We start from the raw sequence: 8,675 nt of genomic DNA on the forward strand, positions 1-8,675 counted from the left end.
GTAAACTGTGTGCGCATTATCTAAATTTCAACGAATAGCGTCAAGCCCTTTATTTTACGAGTGTTCAGAGTTTGAGCGTTTTAAAATTTTTCAGTTAATATTTAAACAAAATGGCTATTTATTCATGCTATTTTCTGATTGAGCCGCAAAATTAAAACCATGAAAGATTGAGATAAAAATGAAACCATGCAAATTCATCGCTCTCGCTTTAACGACCTTCTTCAGTACTTCCTGCCAGGTAATTTCTCCCATATTCGTCGATTATAATGGGGTACGCATGGACGTGGCACGATGGATCAACAATCAACAGCTTTTGACCCTGCAGCAAAAACGCAGCCTGGTACAGCTAAGTAAAGCGCAGCAAAATCTATATCGTATTGAGCAGATTCCAGAAGACCAGAAACTAGCGGTTGCTACACAAAACCAGATTGCGCTGCACTGTGCATTTTTACATTTAACTGAAAATAAAATCGGTCAATTGCAATCAATCGTTTTTGGGCAGAACCGGAAGCACGAAATTCTGCAATACTATGAGCGGCAGTTCCCGCAGGTTAAACTGGCTGCCAGTGCGATTCAATGTGAATAATCTATGTTAAAGACAAATTTTACACATAAAAAAAGACCACGCTTTTAGAAACGTGGTCTATGAAAATGGTGGCTATGACGGGACTTGAACCTGTGACCCCCGCATTATGAGTGCGGTGCTCTAACCAACTGAGCTACATAGCCAAAACTGTGCGCGTATTATCTATTTCAGGTAACCTTCTGTCAAGAAATATCACGCAATAATTGTAAAAAATTTAGTGAAGTGAGCCGATAAGCCGGGTTCTGTCGTGAACGATCATTCCTCTAGGCGCACAATCACTCGTACGCTCAAGCGACCTACCCGAATCCAGCACGGGCCGTGCCTGAAGGATTCCTATTTGGTCTTGCTTCTGGTGGGGTTTACCTTGCCGTGAACTGTTACCAGACACGCGGTGCGCTCTTACCGCACCCTTTCACCCTTACCATCTCTCTTGGTTTCCCCAAAGGGAAATTGCAAAGATGGCGGTCTACTCTCTGCTGCACTTGCCGTCGGCTTCCACCGCCCAGGCGTTACCTGGCACCCTGCCCTACGAAGCCCGGACTTTCCTCCCCTGCTTCAATCACGGAGATCTCCACAGCAGCGATCGTCTGGCTCACTTCGGGGCGTATGCTAACAAATTTCCGCACTAATTACTGATGCTTTTTTGTGCAATCAGCTTTTTATATTTTTCCATCAGTTCATCTTGTGATTCCACATGCTCAGGATTAAGCGGAATACAGTCGACTGGACAGAACAATTGACACTGCGGTTGATCATGATGCCCAACGCATTCGGTACATAAATCCGGGTGAATTTCATAAATGACTTCACCCATGAATATCGCCTCATTCGGGCACACCGGCTCACAGACATCACAATTGATGCATTCATCGGTAATATATAAAGCCACGCTACCAACCTTGCTGTTGTTTCCGCTTAAAGGCTTCAACTACAGCTTGAGGAACAAACTGCGCGACATCACCATTTAAGCGTGCAATTTCACGTACTAAAGTAGATGAAATAAAAGAATATTGCTCTGACGGAGTTAAGAACACCGCTTCAAAACTTGAATCGAGGCGGCGGTTCATGTTGGCCAGTTGAAATTCGTATTCAAAGTCAGATACGGCGCGTAATCCACGTAACACCGCTGTGGCCTTTTGTTCATGGAAAAAATTGACCAACAAGCCATCAAAGCCGACAAATTCTACATTCGGCAAGTGACTTAACGATTTTTTCGCCAACTCCACTCGCTCTTCTAGACTAAAGACTGGATTTTTATGATGACCAATAGCAATCGCCACTACAACTTCATCAAACATTTTCGCCGCACGTGACACCAAGTCGATATGTCCATTGGTAATTGGATCGAATGTGCCTGGATAAATGACGCGAGATTTAGTCATCCATTTTTACTCTAGTTTTTAGTAGAACCCTATTTTAGCAAAAACTTATTTTTTTAGTGAACAATCTCCTTAATTTTGAAAAAACTTCACCTCAGAGCGAGTTTGAGGCAAAATAGAGTCAATCTTGGAATATGCGTATTATGTCGAAATCAATCGTAGTTAAAAAAAATACTGGTGGCACTATTGCGCAGAACAAGCGTGCTCGCCATGATTATTTTATTGAAGAGAAATTCGAAGCTGGGCTGTCCTTACAAGGCTGGGAAGTCAAGTCCTTGCGTGCTGGACGGATGACTATTACCGAAAGCTATATCTTGTTTAAGAACAATGAAGCATTTTTATTTGGTGCGCAAATCCAGCCCTTGTTATCCGCGTCTACCCATGTCGTGCCTGAAGCAACCCGTACACGTAAATTGCTGCTTTCACGCCGTGAAATCGAAAAACTTTTAGGTGCGGTGAATCAGAAAGGTTATGCCTGTGTACCGTTGGCCTGTTACTGGAAAGGTCCTTTGGCCAAACTGGAAATTGCTTTGGTGAAAGGTAAACAGTTACACGATAAACGTGCGACTGAAAAAGACCGGGACTGGCAACGCGACAAGGCCCGGATTTTACATAAATAATTTTATGATTAAAAAAAACCTCCAGCTGGAGGTTTTTTATTTCTGAAAAAATCTGAACTTATTTGATTTTGTTCACTAACAATGCCAGGTACTCGCCAAACCATATGGCTGTATCCAAGTCCCCTTGCGGTGGTGTCACTTCTACCGGTGCATTATCCGACTGGGTCATTAAACCTAAAAAACCCGACATCCGGTTCAGGTCCTGCGAACCACGTCCGGTCGGCATGAGCGGCAGACCCGCCCATAGCATGCCATGTTGCATGGCAAACAAATTGATCTGTTGCAATACCGCCAGCTTGTCACCACTTAATCCGCCGCCATTGGTAAAACCTGCTGCAATCTTGCCTTGCCAGCTGCGCGCCAACCAACGTTTGGAAGACTGTTCCATAAACAGTTTCAAGGCTGAGGTAAGACTTCCCATATAGGTCGGACAACCGAATATAATGGCATCAGCCTGATCCAGAACATCCCAATCCACCTGCTCGATGTTCATGCAATGCACCTGAACACCAGTTTGTTTGGCGCCTTGAGCAATAAAAGAAGCAACCTTTGCAGTATGTCCATATGGGCTGTGATAAACGATGGCGAGAGATTTCGTGGATAAAGACATATCAATAAAAGCAGTAGATTTTAAGCAAGTTTAGCAGTTTCAAGCCATAAACACGAATGTCGCCATGCGACCGGTTTTGGCTTCACGGCGATAGGAAAAATATTCGTCTGCCTGTGTGTAAGAGCATTGATCGCCTCCCAGCACAACATCAACACCCTGTTGCTTTAAGATCAATCTTGCAATCGCGTACAAGTCAGCATAAAACTTATCCGCTTTTTCACCCGCTTGAAAAGCACTTTCCAGTTCCGGGTATTTTGAGCAAAAAGCCAATTTAACTTCTGCACCAATTTCAAAACAGGGCTGGCTAATGGCAGCGCCCAGCCATGCCCAGGTCGGTCGATTTTGCATGGCCGCAATGGTATTTTCAACGATACCACCCGCCAGTCCACGCCAGCCGGCATGGAGATTCGCGATTTCCGTTCCGTGTGCATTACCAAGCACGACAGGCAAACAGTCTGCAGTCATCATCATTAGGGCATGTGCTTTACGCTGGGTCACCAGACCATCACCTTCCAGTGCCTGAAAAGGAATGTCTTCATTGAGGGTATGACAGATGGTGCTGTGCGTTTGCGTCATCCAGGTCACTTTATCGACGCCGAATTCCGCAAACTCTTCAAGCAACGCCATACGGTGCTGCTGAACCCGTTTTGCATCATCATGGACATGCAATGCCAAATTAAATCCTGCAAGTTCAGGTTGAGCCGAGGCCAGCGTTTTTTCATGATGCACTCGCGTCTGCCCAACAAATACACCTTGTGGAAGTCCTTGAACAAATTGCATGCCTATTTCCTTATGCTTTTCCCGATGATTCATACCCAGCACTAAAACTGCTTAGTAGGCTTTATTTTCACTACGCAGCACTTCAACCAGTTGCGCAAAATCTTCAGGCCAAGGTGCATCAAACATCATTTCTTCACCGCTACGTGGATGAATCAATCCAAGTTTTGAGGCATGCAAGGCCTGACGTTTGAAATTGCGCAAGGTATCGCTCAGAAGTTCTGAAGCGCCTGCAGGCAAACGGACACGACTCATATAGACTGGGTCACCGACTAGACCAAAGCCAATATAACTAAAATGCACACGAATCTGATGGGTACGACCAGTTTCCAAACGCGCCTGTACGCGGGTGAAATGCTGGAAACGCTCTTTCACGTTATAGTGGGTCACAGCATCCTTCCCGCCCGGTAAAATAGTCATTTTCACGCGATCAACCGGATGACGTTTAATTGGCTCATCAATGGTACCGCCAGCAATGATATTGCCGTATACCACCAGGTCATATAAACGATATACCGATTTCTTCGCCAGTTGCTTGCTTAAAGAAAACTGTGCTTCCAGATTTTTTGCCACTACTAGCAAACCGCTGGTGTCTTTATCAATACGGTGTACCAGACCAGCACGTGCCAGTTCGGCAGATTTTGGGTAATGATAAAGCAAGGCATTCACCAGTGTGCCGGAAGAATTACCAGCGCCCGGATGCACCACCATACCGACCGGTTTATTGATAACGACTATATCGTCATCTTCATACACCACATCTAATGGAATATTTTCCGGTAAGCTTCTGGTTTGTACTTCCAGCTCAACATCGAGCGTTAACAGCTCATTGCCTTCACACTTGTACTTTGGTTTGACAGTGTTACCATTTACCAACAAATGGCCATCTTTCAGCCACTGCTTCAGTTTTTCACGGGAAAAATCATTCCAGACCAGAGCTGCAACTTGGTCGATACGTTGGCCCAAATAGCTTTCATCCAATTGAAATTGCAACGATAAACGGGTTGCAGTTGAGTCTGAAGTATGGTTATCTGCATCCTCAGAATCTTCAAGTAAATTGAAATCAGTTTCAGGGAAATTAGAATTAGAAGATTGTGCTTGACTCATTTGCTCATTCAGACAAAAGTGGTTTAATAGCGCAATTGTAGCTCATTGCCAGTATTAACAGAGGAATTTTTATGTCGTTACCACGTTATAAAATGACAATGCTTGCTTTATCTTTAGGCGTTGCGTCGGCAATAGTGGGCTGTAGCAGTAATCCAAAGAAAGATGTTGTGGACACAGGACCGCAGTCTAGCGAGCAAGTTTATATTCAAAAAGCAGAAAAAGCCCTTGAACGCGGACAATATACCGATGCGGCCAAACATCTTGAAGCCATAGATACCTATTACCCGACAGGTGACTATGCGCAGCAGGCACAACTGGAATTGTTGTACGTTAAATTTCAACAAAAAGATTATGAAGGTGCAATTGCCCTTGCCGAACGTTTTATCCGTTTAAATCCGCAGCATCCTAATGTGGACTATGCCTACTATGTTCGTGGCGTGGCGAATATGGAACAGAACTATGATGGTCTATTGCGCTATACCTCTTTAAAACAGTCACACCGTGATGTCAGTTATTTAAAAGTCGCTTATCAAAACTTTGTCGATTTCATCCGTCGCTTCCCTTCCAGCACTTATGCGGTAGATGCAGCACAGCGCATGAAGTTTATTGGTAATGAACTTGCTGAGAGCGAAATGAATGCAGCACGTTTCAATATTAAACGTAAAGCATGGCTCGCTGCTATTGAGCGCTCGCAATGGGTGGTTGAACATTATCCACAAACTCCGCAAGTACCTGAAGCTTTAGCAACCATGGCTTATGGTTATGATAAGCTGGGTGATCAACAGACTTCACAGCAATACATTGAAGTTTTAAAACTGAATTATCCGCATCTGGTTAAATCTGATGGTAGCGTGAATATGCGCGCTGCACATGATGAAGGCAGTTGGTTTAACCGTGCCACTTTAGGTGTGTTTGGCCGTGAAGCAAAAACCTCGACCGAGGCAGAGCAACAGCAAATTTCAGAACAGTCTGAAAAGCGCAGTCTCACCAATCGTTTAAGTTTTGGTTTGCTGGATCGTCCTAAAACTGAAAGCAGCATTCCTCCTGCACCAGAGCAACAGCCTGAACCAGAAGCATCAACCGAAGCGCCAGCATCACAATAAGCTCGGCTTTCAGTCGCATTTTCATGAAGGGCAAGTTATCATACTTGCCCTTTTGTTATTTGAATGCGTCATATTGATCATTTTGCGCAAAAGGTATACAAATTAACTTTTAACCGATGACGCAATTTTAACTTGCGTACATTCTGACAGCTCATTTGTCCGTCATTTAGATAGATTACAACCCGATTGCATACCTATGGCTATTCCTCAACACACGATTGATCAAATCCTGGATCGTACCGATATTGTCGATCTGATTGGTCAGCGCGTGAAACTCAAGAAAACCGGTCGCACCTATTCAGGTTGCTGCCCTTTTCATCAGGAAAAATCGCCATCTTTCCATGTCTATCGTGACAAGCAATATTTTCACTGTTTTGGCTGTCAGGCCAACGGCAATGCCATTCGTTTTTTAATGGACATTGACGGGCGTAACTTTATTGATGTGATGAAGGATCTAGCGAGCCGCACCGGAATTGAACTGCCTAAAGACAATAACGACAGCAATAAAATTAAATATAAACGTGAAGCAGCAAAACCTGCTCCAAAAACACCACCTCAACAACAAACGAAAAGCACAAGTACTCAAACGCCAAATGCCGTGCCTGTAGCAAATTTTGACCCTTTTGCAGAATTTCAGGCGCAAGAAACCGAATATTATGGCGATCCATTTGCATCCTTTGAACAGATGCCAATGGAAGAAACGGCGCAAGATGGCAACCTGTTTGATCTGCTGGAAAATATTGCCCAATATTATCAACGCCAGTTACCGCAAAGTGCCAGTGCCCAGCAATATTTCAAACAACGTGGCTTAAGCGCAGAGACCATTGACTATTGGCGCTTAGGCTATGCACCAGAAGATTGGCAGCACCTTGAAAAAGCCTTTCCACAAGATATCGAAGGCTTGAAACTGCTCGGGCTCATCCGTACCAGTGACAGTGGCCGCGATTTTGACCTGCTGCGTGACCGGGTGATTTTCCCGATCCGTGATGCTAAAGGCCGTGTAGTGGGTTTTGGTGGCCGTGCCTTAAATGACGAAATTAAACCTAAATACATCAACTCGCCTGACTCAGAAGTGTTCCATAAAAACCAGTTGCTGTATGGTTTATATGAAGGCCGCAAACAGAAAGCTCACGACTGGCTGATGGTTGAAGGTTATATGGATGTGATTGCCTTGCAGCAATATGGCATCTCTGGAGCTGTTGCAACACTGGGAACGGCGAGTAATACGGAACATCTGAATATTCTGTTCAAGCAAAATCATCGCATTACCATTGCTTTCGATGGTGATGCTGCCGGACAAAAAGCCGCGCGTCGTACTTTGGAAATTGCCCTACCGCTACTCAATGACGGCCGCGAACTGAAGTTCTTTGTACTGCCGAATGATCACGATCCAGACTCGCTGATCCGCCGTGAAGGCATTGAAAACTTTCACCGTCTCTTACAGCAGGCACCGTTACTCTCCGATTTTGTCTTTGCACATCTCACCCAGAATCATGATGTAACCAAGCCGGAAGGTAAAAGTCAGGTGATGGGTGAATTACGCCAACTGACCGAACTGTTGCCAAAACAGGGTTCGTATCGCTATTTGCTCCAACAATTTTTCCGCGAAAAACTGGGCTTTAACCGTAAATGGCAACCGCAGGTCAACAATGACGCATCCTTAAGCTTTAGCACCAAGATTGATGCTGAAGAATATGTGATTGCTATCCTGATGAATCACCCCTATTTATATATTCATTTTGAACCGCTACGCGCTTTGATTTCTCAGGATCAATTGCTGTTCAAAATCTTAAATATCTTCAATATTATTTTTGATGATTTACCTGATGATACCGAGCTGTCGCAATACTATGTTTTAGGTGCCTGTGCGCCTTATCATCATGACTTGCAACATATTTTGCAGCAAACCAATGTCAGTGATTACACCTCTTCGCCTGAACAGGCGGATAAGCTGGCAGAAGACCTTTCCATCAAACTGCAATATCAATGCCTGCAACAAAAAATCAAATCGAAAAAATTTACCAGCATTGCTGAAATGCGCAATCTAAAACAGAAAATTTATGAGATTGATAAAAAACGCTCGCTTACCCTGCTTGAAGAATAAGTGAGCGCTAGCATCTACTGCTTATGATTCATGTTTGGTTTTACGCCGTTTGGCAAATACCTCTTCCAAATGATCACGCATGGATTCAAAACAAGCCGGATCTTCAGCCTTGGCGGCCTGACGCAGTAAAATAGAGGTTGGATGCAAAAGTTTTTGCGTCAAACGATGTGAAAATTCCCGTAAGACCTGTTCGGCATTTTCACCGCTTTGGATTCGGGTCATTGCCAAAGCCAGTTCTTCTTGTCTGAGGGTTTCACCTTGTTCACGATAAGCCTGAATGGTACTGCTGGCTTTTTTGATTTTTTGCTGGGTCAATAATTCTGTGGCTAACTGATTGACCATCAGCTCTGCTTCAACAGCCGCTTGGCGACGCTGCGCCAGGTTATCGA

The 8,675-nt window shown here is 44.4% G+C and carries 9 protein-coding genes, 1 tRNA gene, 1 other RNA gene and 1 pseudogene; 4 read left to right on the forward strand and 8 right to left on the reverse strand.

Going from position 1 to position 8,675, the window contains the following annotated elements; translation table 11 throughout:
- Window positions 1-178: 178 nt before the first annotated feature.
- Window positions 179-586: a hypothetical protein gene (locus B2Y23_RS03735; protein ID WP_291352662.1), complete on the forward strand. Its 408-nt coding sequence runs from the start codon at window positions 179-181 to the stop codon at window positions 584-586.
- Between the two features lie 66 nt (window positions 587-652).
- Here B2Y23_RS03735 and B2Y23_RS03740 read toward each other — a convergent pair.
- The 4 genes from B2Y23_RS03740 to coaD form a co-directional block, all read right to left on the reverse strand.
- A tRNA-Met gene (locus B2Y23_RS03740) sits at window positions 653-729 on the reverse strand.
- Window positions 730-801: 72 nt separating this feature from the next.
- An RNA gene (gene rnpB / locus B2Y23_RS03745) (RNase P RNA component class A) lies at window positions 802-1,185 on the reverse strand.
- A 26-nt stretch (window positions 1,186-1,211) separates the two neighbouring features.
- Window positions 1,212-1,475 (reverse strand): YfhL family 4Fe-4S dicluster ferredoxin, encoded by a 264-nt coding sequence (locus tag B2Y23_RS03750; RefSeq protein WP_291352664.1) that lies wholly within the window; start codon window positions 1,473-1,475, stop codon window positions 1,212-1,214.
- 1 nt (window position 1,476) lies between these two features.
- Window positions 1,477-1,968 carry a pantetheine-phosphate adenylyltransferase gene (gene coaD / locus B2Y23_RS03755; RefSeq protein ID WP_291369103.1) on the reverse strand — a complete coding sequence of 164 codons (492 nt, stop codon included), beginning with the start codon at window positions 1,966-1,968 and terminating at the stop codon, window positions 1,477-1,479.
- A gap of 140 nt (window positions 1,969-2,108) precedes the next feature.
- Between coaD and smpB the strand changes: the two genes are divergently transcribed.
- Window positions 2,109-2,585, forward strand: coding sequence for an SsrA-binding protein SmpB (gene smpB, locus B2Y23_RS03760; RefSeq protein ID WP_291369105.1), 477 nt, complete (start codon window positions 2,109-2,111; stop codon window positions 2,583-2,585).
- 58 nt (window positions 2,586-2,643) lie between these two features.
- Here the strand turns inward: smpB and B2Y23_RS03765 are convergent, their stop codons facing one another.
- Genes B2Y23_RS03765 through rluD form a run of 3 tightly spaced genes read right to left on the reverse strand, consistent with a single transcriptional unit; the run spans window position 2,644 to window position 5,079 of the window.
- Window positions 2,644-3,195 carry a flavodoxin family protein gene (locus B2Y23_RS03765; RefSeq protein WP_291369107.1) on the reverse strand — a complete coding sequence of 184 codons (552 nt, stop codon included), beginning with the start codon at window positions 3,193-3,195 and terminating at the stop codon, window positions 2,644-2,646.
- Between the two features lie 39 nt (window positions 3,196-3,234).
- On the reverse strand, window positions 3,235-3,975 hold the full coding sequence (gene pgeF, locus B2Y23_RS03770; protein WP_291369109.1) for a peptidoglycan editing factor PgeF: 741 nt from the start codon (window positions 3,973-3,975) through the stop codon (window positions 3,235-3,237).
- 51 nt (window positions 3,976-4,026) lie between these two features.
- Complete coding sequence (gene rluD, locus B2Y23_RS03775; protein WP_291352681.1) at window positions 4,027-5,079, reverse strand: 23S rRNA pseudouridine(1911/1915/1917) synthase RluD; 1,053 nt, start codon at window positions 5,077-5,079, stop codon at window positions 4,027-4,029.
- 71 nt (window positions 5,080-5,150) lie between these two features.
- On the opposite strand from rluD, the gene B2Y23_RS03780 reads away from it, so the two are divergent.
- Together B2Y23_RS03780 and B2Y23_RS03785 are read left to right on the forward strand one after the other, a co-directional pair.
- Complete coding sequence (locus B2Y23_RS03780) at window positions 5,151-6,182, forward strand: outer membrane protein assembly factor BamD (RefSeq protein WP_291369112.1); 1,032 nt, start codon at window positions 5,151-5,153, stop codon at window positions 6,180-6,182.
- Window positions 6,183-6,378: 196 nt separating this feature from the next.
- On the forward strand, window positions 6,379-8,286 hold the full coding sequence (locus B2Y23_RS03785) for a DNA primase (RefSeq protein ID WP_291352685.1): 1,908 nt from the start codon (window positions 6,379-6,381) through the stop codon (window positions 8,284-8,286).
- A 21-nt stretch (window positions 8,287-8,307) separates the two neighbouring features.
- Here the strand turns inward: B2Y23_RS03785 and B2Y23_RS03790 are convergent.
- Window positions 8,308-8,675: pseudogene (locus B2Y23_RS03790) on the reverse strand (glutamyl-tRNA reductase); the annotation flags it as partial.

This window comes from Acinetobacter sp. UBA5934, assembly GCF_002430855.1.
In the GTDB taxonomy this organism is placed as follows: Bacteria; Pseudomonadota; Gammaproteobacteria; order Pseudomonadales; family Moraxellaceae; genus Acinetobacter.